Origin of the sequence: Flavobacterium faecale (genome assembly GCF_003076455.1) — a bacterium.
GTDB lineage: Bacteria > Bacteroidota > Bacteroidia > Flavobacteriales > Flavobacteriaceae > Flavobacterium > Flavobacterium faecale.
The window spans coordinates 1,862,986-1,880,271 of the sequence record NZ_CP020918.1; the positions used below are offsets into that span (position 1 = coordinate 1,862,986).

The window sequence follows — 17,286 nt, forward strand, 5'->3', positions numbered from 1 at the left end:
CGGCATCCTTTTTATCTGGAACTAGTAACATGGTAATGATACTAGTTCCAGATAAAAAGATACAGTGGAAAGCGGGAGGGCAGTTCTTATGAAAATCATTCGGTTTGCTCCAAAAAAAAAGACCCGCAAATTTTCATTTACGGGTCTCTATACAACATTCTTTCTCCGCTCCTTCACAGGGGAGGGAAAGGAATTATTTAATCAATTCAAAACTTCTTTTTACAAAAGCAGTCAAAGCTTCTCCTTTTAAAAGGTTTTGAGATAATTTGGCTAAGTCTAGTGCTTGTTTTACTAAGCTTTCTTGGGCCGTTTTGTCTGTATTGTTCAAAATGTTGGTAGCCAATTCAGAGTTTGTATTCACCACTAGGTTGTACATTTCTGGCATGTTACCCATTCCGAACATTCCGCCACCACCTGATTGACTCATTTCTTTCATTCTACGCATGAATTCTGGTTGCGTAATGATAAACGGCGCCGATTGACTGTCTAAGGCTTGTAGTTGAACGGTATAGTTTTGTTTAGGAACAATAGCTTCTAGAACTGTTTTTAAACTTGTTTGCTCTTCGTCAGATAATTTTGAAATAGCCGTTTCGTCTTTCTTGATTAAGTTATCAATATGGTCAGAATCGACACGAACAAAAGTTAGGTTTTGATTGTCACCTTCGATTTTTTGAATCAAATGCGAGATAATCGGAGAGTCTAATAACAATACTTCGTATCCTTTTGCTTTTGCAGTTTCGATATAAGAGTGTTGTTGCTCTTTGTTTCCAGCGTACAATACAACGGTTTTTCCGTCTTTGTCAGTTTGTTTTTCTTTGATCGCCTCTTTCAACTCTTCAAGCGTATAATATTTGTCGTCTACTGTTGGGTATAAAACAAATGCACCTGCTTTTTCGTAGAATTTATCTTCAGAAAGCATTCCGTACTCCAAAACGATTTTGATATCATTCCATTTCTTTTCGAATTCCTCACGGTTTTCATTGAAAAGTGATTTTAGTTTATCAGCTACTTTACGGGTGATGTAGTTCGAAATTTTCTTAACCGCACCATCTGCTTGTAAGCTTGAACGAGAAACATTTAAAGGAATATCTGGTGAATCTACCACACCTTTTAACATCATCAAAAACTCAGGTACAATTCCTTCTACGTTGTCTGTAACGTATACTTGGTTTTGGTACAATTGAATTTTGTCTTTCTGCATTTGCATATCTCCACTTAATTTTGGGAAATATAAAATACCAGTAAGGTTAAATGGGTAATCAACATTTAAATGAATGTGAAACAATGGCTCCTCGAACTGCATTGGGTACAATTCATGGTAGAATTTTTTGTAATCTTCATCTGTTAAATCTGCAGGCGCTTTGGTCCAAGCAGGATTTGTATTGTTTATGATATTGTCTACCTCTACAGTCTCAGCAACAAAATCTTCTGGAGCATCTTCTGGTTTTGGTAATGTTTCTGTCGTTGTTCCAAATTTAATTGGAATAGGCATAAACTTGTTGTACTTGTTTAATAGGTCTCTGATTTTTCCTTCTTCCAAAAAGTCAAGGGAATCTTCAGCAATGTGCAAAACGATTTCTGTACCACGTGTTGTTTTGTCAGCTGGTTCTAATGAGAATTCAGGACTTCCGTCACAAATCCAGTGTGCAGCTGGCTCGTCTTTGTATGATTTGGTAATGATCTCTACTTTTGAAGCGACCATAAAAGCAGAATAAAATCCTAAACCAAAGTGTCCGATGATACCAGAATCTTTTGCAGAATCTTTGTATTTTTCCAAAAATTCTTCAGCACCAGAAAAGGCCAGTTGGTTGATGTATTTTTCTACTTCGTCAGCAGTCATACCCAAACCTTGATCAATAATGTGTAGTTTTTTGCCTTCTTTATCAATTTTTACTTCAATAATTGGATTACCATAATCAACATTGGTTTCGCCAATACTAATAAGGTGTTTTAATTTTGAAGTTGCATCTGTACCATTTGAAATTAATTCACGTAAGAAAATCTCGTGATCACTGTAAAGAAACTTCTTGATTAATGGGAAGATGTTTTCTACTGAAACATTAATTTTTCCTGTTGTCATATTTTAAATTTTTAGGTGTGTTATTACATTCTTCTCATTTCTATGTCAAATAAAATACCAAATAGGTAATAAGTGACAAAATGGCGTAATTGTAATTTTAGAACAAAAAATATAAATTTTGAAACATATTTTAGGGTTCAGCATTGTATCTTTGTCTCTGTTTAACTAAAATATTGAAAATAAATGAAAAAACTTATCTTACTATGTGCAATGTCAATCATGATGTTTGCCTGCAAAACAAGTTCTGTTACCAACACAAAGTTGGACAATAAGTCTGAAAAAGCAATGAAAGGAAACTGGGTAATAAGCTCTGTAAGTTATCCTGGATCTGAATATATTAAAGTAAACTCCTTTGATCTAGCCGATTCAAAATGTTTTGAAGGAAGCGCTTGGAAATTTGTTTCGAATAACAACAAAGGGACTATGGACCTTACAAGTGCAAGTTGTACCGCTTTTAGCTCACCAATTACTTGGTTTGTTAATCAAGAAGGTCAATTTGTATTGAAAGTTTTGAATGCTGGTGAAAAAGCTAAGAAAGTAAGAAGCGGATATGTATTGGCAGTAGCTAATCAAACAGAAACGTCTTTTCAATTGGTTGACAAAATCAATGTTGGAGGAAAAATGACTGATGTTGTATACCAATTTCAAAAAATTAACTAATTAAAATAAACGTAAAGATGAAAAATATATCTGTAATTGCATTGGCATTATTAATGTCTGTGAGTTCAATTTTCACAAGTTGTGAATCAATCAAAAATACAAACAGCACACAAAAAGGTGCTGGAATTGGTGTTGTAGCAGGAGCAATCCTTGGTGGAGTACTTGGTAACAACCTAGGAAAAGGTGGTAATGGTGCTATGGGTGCTGTACTTGGTGGTGTGATTGGTGGTGCTGCTGGTGGTGTGATTGGAAACAAAATGGACAAACAAGCCCGTCAAATTGACGAAGCACTTCCTGGAGCTGAAGTAGAAAGAGTAGGAGAAGGAATCAAATTGGTGTTGAATGAAAATGCGGTACGTTTTGATACTAACAAATCTACATTGACTGCTGCTGCAAAAGCAAACTTAGAAAAATTGATCCCAGTTTTTCAAGAGTACGCTGATACAAACATCACTATTTTTGGATATACTGACAATACAGGTGCTGCAGAATATAACTTGAAACTTTCAGGTGAAAGAGCTGCTGCGGTAAAATCATACTTAGCATCAAAAGGATTGGTTGGAGCACGTTTCACAATCTCAGGTATGGGAATCGAAGATCCTATCGCTGACAACGCAACCCCAGAAGGTAGAAGTAAAAACCGTCGTGTAGAATTTGCTATTACTGCAAATGAAAAAATGCTACAAGACGCTCAAAAAGAAAGCGGAAACTAAGAGAAATTTAGTTTTTGATTACATAAATAAGGGTTTTCGATTGTTCGAAAGCCCTTTTTTATATCTTTATTTTCGAAAATCACAGAAAAAAAAGTAGGTTTTTTAAAAGGTTAAATAGCGTTAAAAAATACTATTTTGACCAAAGTAATCTATCTTTGCACACTCAAAAAATAATAATAATACATCATGCTTCAAGTTCAAAATATATCTTTTGCATATACAGATAAACCTGTGATTCAAAATATCTCTTTCGCTATAGAAAAAGGACAGAATATAGCGGTTATTGGAGAAAGTGGTTGTGGCAAAAGTACCTTACTCAAATTAATATACGGTTTACACGATTTGGATCAAGGCAGTATTTTGTGGAATAAGTACGAAATATTAGGACCTAAATTCCACTTGGTTCCCGGTATGCCGTTTATCAAGTATTTATCGCAAGATTTTGATTTGATGCCGTACACTACCGTAGCAGAAAATATTGGAAAGTTTTTGTCTAATGTTGACAAAGATCAAAAAGCAGCTCGCGTACAAGAATTACTTGAAATTGTTGAGATGACGGCTTATGCCGATGTAAAAGCAAAATTATTAAGTGGAGGACAACAACAAAGAGTTGCCCTAGCACGTGCCTTGGCGCTAGAGCCCGAAATTTTATTGCTTGACGAACCCTTTAGTCACATTGATAATTTCAGGAAAAATGCCTTGCGCCGTAATTTATTTGCTTATCTCAAAAATAAGGGAGTTACCTGTATCGTGGCTACGCATGATAGCACCGACGCGCTGTCATTTGCAGACCAAACCATTGTGCTTTATGATGGTCAATTGGTCGATATGGCGAACTCAATTGACTTGTACCAAGCACCAATTAACAAATATGTTGCCTCACTATTTGGGGAGGTCAATGAGTTGCAATTGTCCAATTTACTTATGGTAGATGGGGATGAAGACGTAGCCGTTTTGTTGTATCCACACCAATTGAAGTTGGTAGACAGCGGCATGATGAAAGTGATAGTCAAACAATCCTATTTCAAGGGAAGTTACTATTTGATAAAAGCAGTTTTTAATCGAAAAGTAATCTTTTTTGAACATGAAGTAGCTCTTGAGTTTAATCAAGAAGTGAGTTTGATGATGGCTTAGATTTTGTTTTATTCGAAAAATAAATGAATATTTGCTGAAAAAATAGTAATTTGTAGGTATCTAACCTTTATATAACTGAAAATATGTTTCACTCCAAAATAACAGGCTTGGGATTCTATGTCCCGCCAAATGTCGTCACCAATGACGATTTGTCAAAAACGATAGACACCAACGATGCTTGGATTCAAGAAAGAACCGGAATTCAAGAGCGTCGTCACATTATAAAAGGTGAAGATACGACCACCACAATGGGAGTAAAAGCAGCCGAAATTGCTATTGAGCGTGCAGGTGTAGCCAAAGAGGATATTGATTTTGTTGTTTTTGCTACGCTAAGTCCGGATTACTATTTTCCAGGACCTGGAGTTTTGGTACAACGTGATTTAGGTTTACGTACGGTAGGAGCACTGGATGTACGTAACCAATGTTCAGGTTTTATTTATGCATTATCTGTTGCAGATCAATACATTAAAACCGGAATGTACAAAAATATTTTGGTCATTGGGTCTGAGGTACATTCTACAGGATTGGACATGACTACAAGAGGACGATCTGTTTCTGTTATTTTTGGTGATGGTGCAGGTGCGGCAGTACTAAGCCGTGAAGAAGATTTGACTAAAGGAATTCTATCTACGCATTTACATTCTGAGGGAGTTCATGCCGAAGAGTTATCTTTGAAAGCACCAGGAATGGGCGGACGTTGGGTAACTGATATTCTTGCAGACAACGATCCAGATGACGAAAGCTACTATCCATACATGAACGGTCAATTTGTATTCAAAAATGCAGTGGTACGTTTTAGTGAAGTAATCAACGAAGGTTTGATTGCTAATAATTTGACTGTTTCAGATATTGATATGTTGATTCCGCATCAAGCCAATTTGAGAATTTCACAATTCATTCAAGGTAAGTTTAAACTGAATGATGACCAAGTTTTTAATAATATTCAAAAATACGGAAACACAACGGCAGCATCTATTCCGATTGCATTAACCGAAGCTTGGGAACAAGGAAAAATAAAAGAAGGAGACACTCTTGTTTTAGCCGCTTTTGGTAGTGGTTTTACTTGGGCTAGTGCGATTATCAAATGGTAATTTAGTTCACTGTCTATTAATACACAAAAAGGCTTCAAAGTAATTTGAAGCCTTTTTTATTTCTAACGCGTTATTTAATACTAATTCATTTTTAAATGTATTCGTTCGAAATTGTTTTTGATTACTAATGGCAAAAGAAAATCTTTATACCCGTTCGTAATTATGTTGCCACAAGATAGTTTTTAAAAACCACCACTGCTACTAGCTTCATTAGAATCTCTTTGTTTTCTCTGCACAGCCTTGTTTTTTCCTGATCCAAAGCGGTAATTAAATCCTAAGTAAGCCGTTTGACTTTCCCACTTAAAGCGTCCTGCTGATGTGTATGGGCGATCGGTTGTGAACGAGAATTTCATGCTATTGAAGATGTCACTCATACGAGCTGTTATGGTTCCGTTACCTTTTAAGATGGTATAACTGGTACCAAAATCCATTTTCCACATCGGATTGTTTTTAAACTGCAAACTCAAATCTTGACCTCGATACATTCCGAATAAGGTGAACTGCAATTCTTTGCTAGCTTTGAAGGTATTGTTGATTCGTGCATTAAAATTGGTCGCGTTCAGGGATACAAATTCATAATTTCCAGGAGTCGTTTCTACAGTTCCCTGTACTTTTTTCATGTAGGCGTCTAAGCTTATGTTAGCAGACCACCATTTTTTAAAATTTAAATTTGCCGAAGTTTCCACACCGTATGCATTATTGGTGTTGAAGTTGTCGTAGGATAGTATTTGTTTGTTTTCGTTTATAGGATTCGTGTACAGCACGCGGGTAATCTCATCTTCGATTATTCGATAAAAAACACTTGAATTAATAGTTCCCAATGCTATTTTTCGACTGTAATTTAGTTCAAATGAATTCGTAAATTGCGGAATCAAAAAAGGGTTTCCTTGTGAGTCAATTGTTGCAGTACTCCATTGGCGTATTGGATTTACTTGTCCAATACTCGGTCTGTCTATTCGACGAGAATAATTAATGGTAAAGGTATTTTTGTCAGACATGGTATAAGACAAGAAAGCTGACGGATACATATTAAATAATTTGTTGGTGAAAGGGCTGTCTGTTGTAGCGACTTGCTTAAAGAGTGCATCTACTTCATAATTCTCAAAACGTGTTCCAGCTTGAGCGCTCCATTTTTTCCATTGTTTACCAATTGTAAAGTAGGCCGACATAATTTTTCGATCGTATTTAAAATCAGATTGGTAGTTGGTGTTTAATAATAAATTGTTAGACGTTTTCTCGATTCGACTTTCCAATCCTAATTCTAGTTTTACTGTTTCGGTCAATGGGTTTACGTAATCTAGATTGGTAAGGTAGTTTTTGCTATCAATACCAATATCGTTAGAAAAACTGTTGAGAACACTATTGTCTACCTGGTTCAAATTTGTATACAGCGCAAATTCAGGTTCGTTGGACTGGCTTATATTCGATTCCAATTCTATAGTGTGGCCTTCTTTTTTGAATTTATGTTTAAAGTCTACATTATAAGTAGGAGAGTTGCTTTTTTCATTTGAGTCAAAAAGTTGCAGTTGGTCAATATTAGTCGTGTTATTTTTGTAGTCAACTATTGTTTGTCCATAATTATCAGTTTGGTAAACGCCTTGATTGGTGTAAAATGATAAAGTATTGTTGTCATTGATGTAATAATCGACACCAATTTTGGCTAAGTGAGAGGTATATTTACTGTTAAGGTTGAATAGTTGGATGTTTTCTTTGTCTAGTTCTGAACTCTCGATTCTACCTCGGTTGGTGTTTTGGCCGTAGTTGAAACCATAATTAGTGTAGAAATTGAATTTCCCAGAACGATAATTTAGATCGAAAGCTTGATTAGTTTTAGGCGTGCGTCCCATTGTGAAACTGCTAGAAATACTACCGTTAAAACCCACTTTGGTATTTTTGTTCAGGATAATATTGATGATTCCGCTCATTCCCTCAGGATTGTATTTGGCAGAAGGGTTGGTAATCAACTCGATTTGCTTGATGGAGGTAGACGGAATTTGTTTTAAAACCTGAGCAGCATCCATAGTAGTTGGTTTACCATCGATCAAGATTTTTACATTCGAGTTTCCTCTCATACTTATAGCATTGGATTGTGGGTCCACACTCACAGACGGAATGTTGTTCATCAAGTCGCCCGCAGTTGCTCCCATAGACAAGAGGTCTTTCCCGATGGTGACTACTTTTCGATCAATCTTTTGCTCAATGGTAGATTTTTCATTGATAATTTCTACACTCTTTAGAGCTATGGCATCTTCTTCGAGAATAATCGTGTTGAGGTTGTATGTTTTTTGTCCACTACTTACTTGTACCTCTTTCTGGAAGTTTTTGTAACCAATAAAATTAATTTCGACCATAAAGCTTTTGGCGCTAATTTTTTTAATTTCAAAAGTTCCGTTGTCTGTCGTAACTCCGCTTGCAATTATTTTGCCTGCTACTTTGACTAATACATTGGCATACGGAATGGTTTGGTTGCTTCCTTTGTCAATCACTTTTCCCGAAATGCTGACTTGATCTTCAGTGACTATTTCGCTTGTGCTAGTTTGGGCCTGCATGGAGAATAGGAGTCCAAATTGACAGATTAAAAAGAGGTGTAATTTTTTCATGTTGATGCTGTTTTGATTCTTATGTTGGTTGATGATGGAGCAAATGTAATTGTTTTTTAGATAGTATCATGTATTGCATAGTACTATTTTGTTTTTTATTTTAAAAATTGATGATAGGGTAACATTGCGCATTCTTTTGGTTAATACAATTTATCTTGCGTTGCGATTTTCAATTTGCTACATAATACCTATCTTTGCGCACTTTTAAAACACAGTTTACATGTCATTACAAGAGATTCTTAGTCCGTTTATTACAAAAGCCATTCAAGAGTTGTTTGGAGTAGCCATTGAAAAATTCGAATTTCAATCCACTCGCAAAGAGTTTGAGGGTGATATTACGATGGTTATTTTTCCATTATTAAAAGTGGTAAAAGGTAATCCAGTAGAATTAGGAAATAAAATAGGGAACTATTTGGTCGAAAATGTCGAGGCCGTTAGCAAGTTTAACGTGGTTTCTGGGTTTTTGAATATTGTGATTTCAGACGCGTATTATTTGGGTTTTTTCAACCAAATTAGATCGGTAGAGCAATTTGGTTTTCAATCTCCAAAAGAAGGCGATACAGCGGTAATGGTCGAATATTCGTCACCAAACACCAACAAACCCTTGCATCTTGGGCACGTACGTAACAATTTATTAGGATACTCAGTTGCAGAGATAATCAAAGCATCGGGTAAAAAAGTATACAAAACACAAATCATCAACGATAGAGGAATCCATATTTGTAAGTCCATGTTGGCTTGGCAAAAATTTGGTAATGATTCCACTCCAGAATCTACAGGTTTAAAAGGAGACAAACTAGTTGGTAATTTTTATGTAGCGTTTGACAAAGCCTACAAAGAAGAAATAAGCCAGCTAATGGCAGCAGGAAAAACCGAAGACGAAGCCAAAAAACAAGCGCCAATTATTCTAGAAGCACAAGAAATGCTTTTGAAATGGGAAGCGGGCGATGAAGCAGTAATCGCACTTTGGAAAAAAATGAACCAATGGGTTTATGACGGTTTTGCAACCACATACAAAACAATGGGTGTAGACTTTGATAGTTTTTACTATGAAAGCAATACCTATTTGTTGGGTAAAGACGTAGTTCAAATTGGATTAGACAAAGGCATATTCGAAAAAGACCCAGACGGATCGGTTTGGATTGATTTGACCGACGAAGGTTTGGACCGCAAAATTGTCTTGCGTTCAGACGGTACAGCCGTGTACATGACCCAAGATATTGGTACCGCCATTCAGCGTGTAAAAGATATGCCAGACGTAGGCGGAATGGTTTACACTGTAGGTAATGAGCAAGATTATCACTTTAAAGTATTGTTCCTTATCTTGAAAAAATTAGGATTTGATTGGGCTGCAAACCTGTTTCATTTGTCATACGGAATGGTAGATTTGCCATCAGGAAAAATGAAATCTCGTGAAGGTACTGTTGTAGATGCCGATGATTTGATGGAAGAAATGACTGCTACAGCTCAAAAAATTGCCGAAGATTTAGGTAAATTAGAAGAGTATTCGAAAGAAGAAAAAGCCAATTTGTACCAAACTATCGGTTTGGGTGCCTTAAAATATTACATCTTAAAGGTAGATCCAAAGAAAAGAATCCTTTTCAACCCCGAAGAATCAGTAGATTTTGCAGGAAACACAGGGCCTTTCATTCAGTACACCTACGCACGTATACAGTCGATCATTCGCAAAGCAACATTTGACTATTCACAAGATGCATCAGTGGTTGATTTGCACGAAAAAGAAAAAGAATTAATCAAGCAATTGGAGTTGTTTCCAGAGGTGATTCAGAACGCTGCCAACAATCACAGTCCAGCCTTAATCGCCAATTTCACCTATGACTTGGTTCGTGAATACAACTCATTCTACCAAGCCGTACCTATTTTGGGCGAGGCCGATACAGACAAAAAAGCCTTCAGAGTACAGCTTTCAAAACGAGTGGCCGATACAATCGCAGATGCTTTCAAATTATTAGGTATCAGTGTACCGGCTAGAATGTAAAATAATATTTTGGGCGTGCCCACAAAAAAAAATGGCTAAGCAGTTTGCGCTTAGCCATTTTTTTTGTGGTCGGGCTATCCGTTGCAAGTCCGCAACAAGTTCCGCTAGCGCTACACTTGTTTGTGGGCTTTTCACTACTATCCCTCACGCGGGATTGCGGTGCCCAGCTGCTTGGTTTTATAATCATTGTTAGTGCAAATACTTTCCTATGTCCACAAAGTTGAGCAAGTGCAGCTATAGTAAGGTAGTAATCATTAAAAACGGTTACAACTTTCTTGTTTATAAAAAATACTTTGTAATCTATTGCTAAAGATTCTTTCAGAATGACAAGTTTGCAAAGATTTTATGCACGCATAAAATAGCTTAGATGAGCTTCTATTTAGCTTAGTTTTAAATTTCTTCAAACAAGAAAACTTATATATCTCATATAGTTTTTAGAAGTCATAGCAGGCATAAAACAAATCACTTAATTTAACATCGTATATTTACCCGAACGTTATTTGTAAACCAAAAAAGACATGGAAGAGATAAAAATATTATTTTTTGCATTAACATCATTTTTCGGAATAGAAGATGCAAGATTTGCTGCCGATAAGGTTACTATTACCATCCATCCTGAAAAACAAGAAATTGAAATTATTCAAGAAAATCTCTTTGCCGTTATTCAATCCGAGAAAGATAGTATAATGGTAGTAGAACAATGGAATAAAATCAGGAATAGGAATGAGAGTCAGACTATTTGGGCGAATGAATTAGATTCTTTTCATAGTAAAAGTTTTAAACTTATAGATGTAGAAAACACAATTCAACCTCACATATTATTAAAATATTCAAGTAATGAAGATTTAAGCGTAATGGGGATTTGGTATAATGCAGAAAATAATCAATATGCAATCAACAATATCCCGCAGCAAAATATTAAAACGAATTCAGGTAAATTAAACGGAAATTATTGGTATTTTGATGCCGCCAGTACTTTTAGCTTTACAGAAGAACCTTTTTCAGACATGCCAGAAAACTATCGGAAATTAAAAATTCCTTTAAAAGAATTATTAAAGAAAAAGTAAAAAGAATAAATTTTGATTATCAATAATAAAATTGATTGCTACTCCTCTCTAAGAAACAAGATTGCTTTGATTTTATGCATGCATAAAATAACTTTTATGAACTTCTATTTAGCCTCGCTTTACAGTTCTATAAAAAAAGAAAACTTAGATGACTTATATGGTTGAAAGGATTTAAAATAGCACATCCTTCTAGACTTGCTTTCAAGTTCGTGCAGTGTCATCCTAAAACATTTAAAAAAAATGTACAAAAAACGGGAAAACTTCAAAATCAAATAGAAAATTGCATTATATTTGTATCCAAATGAATACAGTTAAATTATGTACTTTATTGAGAAAACATCAGAATTTGATAAGTGGTTACGAAAACTGAAAGATTTACGTGCCAAAGCAAAAATTTTAATGAGAGTACAAAAATTGGAAAACGACGAACATTTTGGCGAATGTGAATCAGTTGGTGACGGAATAAAAGAACTTAAAATAAATTATGCCAAAGGTTATCGAGTTTACTTCAAAGAAAAAGATGGGAAAATTATAGTCTTATTAATTGGAGGCGACAAATCATCTCAACAAAGTGACATTGAAAAGGCAAAAGAAATCTGGAGATCATTAAAAAAATAGACAATGGAAACATCAAAATTTGACATATCGGATTATTTAGACAGTAATGAAATGATTGCTGCATATTTAAATGAAGTTTTAGAAAATGGAGACGAAACTGACCTAGTTACAGCAATAGGAAATGTAGCTAAAACAATTGGAATGACTAAAATTGCTCAAAAATCTGGATTGAGTAGACCAAGTTTGTACAAAGCGCTATCTGAAGGAGCTAAACCGCAATTCTCAACAATTATAAAAGTTCTAAAAGCAATAGGTGGTCAAGTAAATATTAATCCCATCTAAGCATAAAAGATAATAACCTGAAACATCGAGTTGCTTCTGCTACCATAGTATATCAAAAAAAGTTATAGTAAAGTTGTAATCATTAAAAACGATTACAACTTTCTTGTTTTTAGAAAATGAGGAGCGATTAAAGATTAGTTGTATTTTGAAATTACAAACTCTAGTTGTCAAAGATTTTATGCCTGCATAAAATAACTTTTATGAACTTCTATTTAGCCTCGCTTTACATTTCTATAAACAAGAAAACTTAGATGACTTATATGGTTAAAAGGATTTTATAAACTTGACAACAAATATATTGCCGACCTGCTTTGTATTGACTTACCCATCTTACTTTCAGAATTATAAAGTTTTAGAGATTTTATGCCTGCATAAAATAACTTTTATGAACTTCTATTTAGCCTCGCTTTACATTTCTATAAACAAGAAAACTTAGATGACTTATATGGTTAAAAAATAAAACAGCCGATAATTCAATTGCGATTGGTAATTATTAACCACAACAAAAACCCTAATAAGATTTCACGATTCAAGTCAACTCTACAGTAACCAAATAATCTTTAGCATAAAATAAAGCTTCAATCATTCAGATAAACTATTTTTGACAACACAAAAATGAAGTTTTCGTTTTCAATAGCTTCTTCTTAATTTCCACTAGTAATCGTGCACCATGAAATTTATATTCCAATTATTTTTTCTGTTAATCCTCTCGCAATGCAGTTATTCGCAAACAAAAGAACAAAAATCAGAGGCTGAAAAAACGGAAGTAAAAGAAGTATTGGTTGCTAAGCAAGTCGATTCGGCTAATGCTGTGGTATTGAATGCGTACAATAAAAAACTTGAGGAGTTAGAAGTGCAACGTCTCAGAGATTCGGTACAGCAATCCAAACTTCAATCGAAATTAGAAAAACTTAGTACGACCGACAATATTCAAAAAGATAAACTGCTCAAACAACTCCAGGAGTTTGCAGACAAGGACAAAGAACGTTTGGAGTTCAAAAAACGTCAGATTGATTCACTACGCACCACTGCAAAATCATATCCTGTGATGGGATTTTTTAATGACACATTATTTGCAATCTACAATCGACTAGGAAGTTTTTCGGTCAAAGATAGAGCAGAGGCCATTAGCAATCGTATTCAGAAATTAGCTGATATCTACCAATTCAAAAAAGAAGATATCCAGATTTCAGCTTCCGAGAGTACCGTGGATCTAATGGTAGGAGAAAGTATTTTGACTAGTATTTCAGAAAATGATGCGATTTGGAACAATACAACCAAAGAGGAATTGGCCAAAAAATACAAAAGTACAATTGAGAATGCCGTTATAAAATATCAAGAAGAAACCAGTACAGAAACCTTAAGTAAAGAGATAGGTCTGGCACTGCTAGTACTCCTTGTTGTAGGTATCATTATCTTTTTTATTCGAAAAGGATTTCGAAAATTAAACCAAAAAATCAGTGAGCAAGAAGGAAAATTGCTCAAAGGAATTACGATTAAAAATTACACCTTATTTGATACTAGTAGACAAGTCAACGTTTTTACATCGATTAGTAATGTTTTAAAATGGGTATTGACCATTCTTACAATCTATTTATCGCTACCTATTTTGTTTGGAATTTTTCCTTGGACCAAACATTTTACAGACACGCTTATTGAGTACATAAAAAGTCCAGCCCTGAAAATTGTACATGGCGTTTGGGACTATCTGCCCAATCTGGTAACTATAATCGTAATCGTGATCTTTTTTAGGTATGTGTTACGATTGGTTTATTTCTTAAAAACAGAAGTAGAAAACGGAAAATTGCAACTCTCAGGCTTTTATCCCGACTGGGCCAATCCTACGTATCAAATCATAAAAGTGATCTTGTATGCCTTTATGGGCATTGTTATTTTTCCGTATTTACCAGGTAGTGATTCACCAATTTTTCAAGGAGTTTCGGTATTTTTAGGAGTCTTGTTTACCTTTGGGTCTTCGGGTTCGTTGTCCAATGTGGTAGCGGGTTTGGTGCTTACCTATATGCGCTTGTTTACCATAGGCGACCGTGTAAAAATTGGTGAGGTCGTGGGTGATGTGATCGAAAAATCAATGTTGGTAACGAGAGTTCGAACAACCAAAAACGAAATTATTTCGATTCCGAATTCAACCGTCATGAACAGTCATACCATCAATTACAGTAGTGATGCTCCAAAAAACGGACTTATTCTACATACCACCGTTACTATTGGCTATGATGTACCATGGAAAAAAGTCCATCAAAGTTTAATCGATGCCGCCAATCGTACCGAATTGTTGCAAGATACACCAGCACCGTTTGTGTTGCAAACAAGCTTAGACGATTTTTATGTATCTTACCAAATCAATGCTTATACCAAAGAGGTGAGTAAGCAAGCATTGATTTATTCAAATTTGCATGCCAATATTCAGGATTGCTGTAATGAAAACGGAATCGAAATCTTGTCGCCACATTACCGTGCTGCTAGAGATGGTAGCCAAACTACGATTCCCGAAGACTATTTAGATTCAAATTATAAAGCACCAAAATTTAACGTTTCAATTTCAAAAGAAGATTAGATATGGACGACACAATACAAAAATATTTATATGATCCAACCATTGGAAAAGTGTCTACGATCGTAATTGGGATAGCCGTGATTTGGTTGTTGATTAGAGTGATTCAGCGCAACTTATTGTCCAAAATCCAAGGTAATGACAATCATTACCGCGCTAAGAAATTCAGTAACTATACGGGTTATTTTTTGACTATCGTCTTGATAACTATAGTATTTAGTGATAAGTTGGGTGGTTTTACGGTGGCATTGGGTGTTGCAGGAGCCGGAATTGCATTTGCGCTTCAAGAAGTAATAGCTTCTTTTGCGGGATGGTTGGCCATTATGTTTGGTGATTTTTACAAAACGGGTGATCGCGTTCAGTTGGGCGGAATCAAAGGTGATGTAATGGATATTGGTGTGCTTCGTACTACCATCATGGAGACTGGTCAATGGGTAGATGGAGACTTGTACAACGGACGAATTGTGTTAATTGCCAATAGTTATGTATTCAAAGAACCTGTTTTTAATTATTCAGGGGATTTTCCTTTTTTGTGGGATGAGATTAAGATTCCGGTTTCGTATGGTAGTGACTACGATCTGGCGCGCAAATTGCTTTTAGAAATTGGAGCAAAAGTCGCAGGCGATTTAACCCAACAATCCAAAGAAAAATGGGCACAACTGCAAAATAAGTTTAGATTAGAAGACGCACAAACAGACCCTATGGTTTCGCTTATTGCAAATGATAATTGGGTTGAATTTACGCTGCGCTATGTAGTGAGCTACAAAAAAAGACGAGCGACCAAAACCGAATTGTTTACCCACATCCTAAAAGCGTTTGAAGGTAGTAATGGAGCGATAAAGTTTGCATCGGCAACATTTCAGTTGGTTGAAGCGCCAGATTTTAATGTGAACATTAAGAAGTAATAGCGTATTTTTTTGTTCGAAAATACATTAGAATTAAAGAATTGTATTTGAGTTTTTTATGAATAATACTTTTCATAATTAGGATTCAAATGCCTAAATTTGCACCTCATAAAAAGATAAAAATTATGTTTGATAATTTAAGCGATAAACTAGACAAAGCCTTTCATATATTAAAGGGACACGGAAAAATCACCGAAGTAAACGTTGCCGATACGTTGAAAGAAGTACGTCGTGCGTTATTGGATGCCGATGTTAACTTCAAGATTGCAAAAGATTTTACGGCTAGAGTAAAAGAAAAAGCAATTGGTCAAGACGTGTTAACTACTTTACAGCCAGGTCAGTTGTTGGTTAAGTTGGTTAAAGATGAATTGACAGAATTGATGGGTGGTGATGTTGCTGGAGTTAATCTTTCGGGAGCGCCAACGGTGATCTTAATGTCAGGTTTGCAAGGTTCTGGTAAGACCACTTTCTCTGGAAAATTGGCAAATTATCTACAAACAAAAAAGAATAAAAAACCACTTTTGGTGGCTTGTGATATATATCGTCCAGCAGCGATTCAGCAGTTGTATGTAGTAGGAGATTCTATTGGTGTTGAGGTTTACTCTGAGCCAGAAAATAAAAATCCAGTTGAAATTGCACAAAATGCAATCAAACACGCAAAAGCCAATGGATTTAATGTGGTGATTGTCGATACGGCCGGTCGTTTGGCGGTAGACAAAGAAATGATGGACGAGATTGCACGTGTACACAAAGCAATCGAGCCACAAGAAACCTTGTTTGTTGTTGATTCGATGACTGGACAAGATGCTGTGAACACTGCAAAAGCTTTCAACGATATTTTGAATTTTGATGGGGTTATCTTAACCAAATTAGATGGAGATACTCGTGGAGGAGCAGCACTTTCGATCAAAACTGTTGTTAATAAACCAATCAAATTTGTAGGTACGGGTGAGAAAATGGATGCTATTGATGTATTCTATCCTATTCGTATGGCAGAGCGTATCCTTGGAATGGGAGATGTTGTGTCGTTGGTAGAAAGAGCGCAAGAACAATTTGACGAAGAAGAAGCTAGAAAATTACAGAAGAAAATCGCTAAAAACGAATTTGGTTTTGATGATTTCTTGACTCAAATTCAGCAAGTGAAAAAAATGGGTAACATGAAAGACTTAGTCGGAATGATACCTGGAGCTTCCAAAGCAATGAAAGATGTAGAGATTGAAGACGATGCCTTCAAACATATTGAAGCGATTATTCACTCCATGACACCATTAGAAAGAAAAAAACCTGCGACGATTGACGTTAAAAGAAAAGCAAGAATTGCAAAAGGTTCGGGAACCAAAATCGAGCAAGTGAATCAATTGATGAAACAGTTTGACCAAATGAGCAAAATGATGAAGATGATGCAAGGTCCTGGTGGAAAAAATCTAATGAAAATGATGGGTGGTATGAAAGGCGGAATGCCCGGAGGTATGCCTGGAATGAGATAAGAAAAAGTATTCAGTATTCAGAGATTGAGTTTTCAGTTTTGAAATATAGTAAAATAGTAAACAATTAATGGTGCCGAA

General features: G+C 35.5%; 13 protein-coding genes. 11 read left to right on the forward strand and 2 right to left on the reverse strand.

Going from position 1 to position 17,286, the window contains the following annotated elements; genetic code table 11:
* Nucleotides 1-193: 193 nt before the first annotated feature.
* Nucleotides 194-2,080 (reverse strand): molecular chaperone HtpG, encoded by a 1,887-nt coding sequence (gene htpG, locus FFWV33_RS08220; RefSeq protein WP_108740451.1) that lies wholly within the window; start codon nt 2,078-2,080, stop codon nt 194-196.
* Nucleotides 2,081-2,263: 183 nt separating this feature from the next.
* On the opposite strand from htpG, the gene FFWV33_RS08225 reads away from it, so the two are divergent.
* The 4 genes from FFWV33_RS08225 (at nt 2,264) to FFWV33_RS08240 (ending at nt 5,678) form a co-directional block, all read left to right on the forward strand.
* Entirely contained in the window at nt 2,264-2,740 is a 477-nt protein-coding gene (locus tag FFWV33_RS08225) for a lipocalin family protein (protein ID WP_108740452.1), read from the forward strand.
* Nucleotides 2,741-2,757: 17 nt separating this feature from the next.
* On the forward strand, nt 2,758-3,453 hold the full coding sequence (locus FFWV33_RS08230) for a YiaD family glycine zipper/OmpA-like lipoprotein (protein ID WP_108740453.1): 696 nt from the start codon (nt 2,758-2,760) through the stop codon (nt 3,451-3,453).
* 186 nt (nt 3,454-3,639) lie between these two features.
* Nucleotides 3,640-4,587: an ABC transporter ATP-binding protein gene (locus tag FFWV33_RS08235; protein ID WP_108740454.1), complete on the forward strand. Its 948-nt coding sequence runs from the start codon at nt 3,640-3,642 to the stop codon at nt 4,585-4,587.
* Nucleotides 4,588-4,670: 83 nt separating this feature from the next.
* Nucleotides 4,671-5,678, forward strand: coding sequence for a 3-oxoacyl-ACP synthase III family protein (locus FFWV33_RS08240; protein ID WP_108740455.1), 1,008 nt, complete (start codon nt 4,671-4,673; stop codon nt 5,676-5,678).
* 182 nt (nt 5,679-5,860) lie between these two features.
* Here FFWV33_RS08240 and FFWV33_RS08245 read toward each other — a convergent pair whose 3' ends face one another.
* Nucleotides 5,861-8,278: a TonB-dependent receptor gene (locus tag FFWV33_RS08245; protein ID WP_108740456.1), complete on the reverse strand. Its 2,418-nt coding sequence runs from the start codon at nt 8,276-8,278 to the stop codon at nt 5,861-5,863.
* Between the two features lie 220 nt (nt 8,279-8,498).
* On the opposite strand from FFWV33_RS08245, the gene argS reads away from it, so the two are divergent.
* The 7 genes from argS (at nt 8,499) to ffh (ending at nt 17,208) form a co-directional block, all read left to right on the forward strand.
* A complete protein-coding gene (gene argS / locus FFWV33_RS08250) occupies nt 8,499-10,277 on the forward strand; it encodes an arginine--tRNA ligase (protein WP_108740457.1) in 1,779 nt (592 codons plus the stop codon).
* Between the two features lie 518 nt (nt 10,278-10,795).
* On the forward strand, nt 10,796-11,344 hold the full coding sequence (locus FFWV33_RS08255) for a hypothetical protein (RefSeq protein ID WP_108740458.1): 549 nt from the start codon (nt 10,796-10,798) through the stop codon (nt 11,342-11,344).
* 318 nt (nt 11,345-11,662) lie between these two features.
* On the forward strand, nt 11,663-11,962 hold the full coding sequence (locus tag FFWV33_RS08260; protein WP_108740459.1) for a type II toxin-antitoxin system RelE/ParE family toxin: 300 nt from the start codon (nt 11,663-11,665) through the stop codon (nt 11,960-11,962).
* A gap of 3 nt (nt 11,963-11,965) precedes the next feature.
* Entirely contained in the window at nt 11,966-12,244 is a 279-nt protein-coding gene (locus FFWV33_RS08265; protein WP_108740460.1) for an addiction module antidote protein, read from the forward strand.
* A 670-nt stretch (nt 12,245-12,914) separates the two neighbouring features.
* A complete protein-coding gene (locus FFWV33_RS08270) occupies nt 12,915-14,819 on the forward strand; it encodes a mechanosensitive ion channel family protein (RefSeq protein ID WP_108740461.1) in 1,905 nt (634 codons plus the stop codon).
* A gap of 2 nt (nt 14,820-14,821) precedes the next feature.
* Nucleotides 14,822-15,721 carry a mechanosensitive ion channel family protein gene (locus FFWV33_RS08275; protein WP_108740462.1) on the forward strand — a complete coding sequence of 300 codons (900 nt, stop codon included), beginning with the start codon at nt 14,822-14,824 and terminating at the stop codon, nt 15,719-15,721.
* Nucleotides 15,722-15,846: 125 nt separating this feature from the next.
* Nucleotides 15,847-17,208 carry a signal recognition particle protein gene (ffh, locus tag FFWV33_RS08280; RefSeq protein WP_108740463.1) on the forward strand — a complete coding sequence of 454 codons (1,362 nt, stop codon included), beginning with the start codon at nt 15,847-15,849 and terminating at the stop codon, nt 17,206-17,208.
* Nucleotides 17,209-17,286: the final 78 nt, after the last annotated feature.